At 74.3% G+C, this 487-nt stretch carries 1 protein-coding gene; it reads right to left on the bottom strand.

The features are described 5' to 3' along the window. Window positions 1-487: molybdopterin-dependent oxidoreductase (locus IEZ00_RS36670; RefSeq protein ID WP_373293139.1), on the bottom strand; the 487-nt coding region annotated here is incomplete at both ends.

The raw sequence follows: 487 nt of genomic DNA, 5'->3' as shown, positions 1-487 counted from the left end.
CGGGCTTGGCCAGCTCCTCGACCACGTCGGGGGCGTGCTCGGGCAGCGCGTTCAGCGCGGCGGGCTCGCCGCCGGGCACGCACGCCAGCAGCGTGCCGTTGGTCTTCTCCACCGCGGGGGTGGTGAACTGGCCCAGGTGGAAGACCTTGGCGCGGTGCTTGCGCACGGCCTTGCGCAGCCGCAGGAAGACGATCGGCGACTCCTCCTCCGGCTCGAACGCCACCAGCAGGGCGGCCGGGGCCGCCTCGACGCCCTTGTAGGTCACCCCGCCGTTGTCCGGCGTGGCGCCCAGCACCGAGCTGGTGAGGAACTCCAGCTCCTCGGCCGAGTGCGGCCGGGCGCGGAAGTCGACGTCGTTGGTGCGCAGCGCGATCCGGGCGAACTTCGAGTAGGCGTAGGCGTCCTCGACGGTCAGCCTGCCGCCCGCCAGCACCGCCGCGCCCCGGCCGTCGCGGGCCTTGGCCAGCCCTTCGGCGGCCACCTGCAG

Origin of the sequence: Saccharothrix coeruleofusca (assembly GCF_014648515.1) — a bacterium.
GTDB lineage: Bacteria > Actinomycetota > Actinomycetes > Mycobacteriales > Pseudonocardiaceae > Actinosynnema > Actinosynnema coeruleofuscum.
This window is presented reverse-complemented; position numbering and strand designations above follow the sequence as displayed.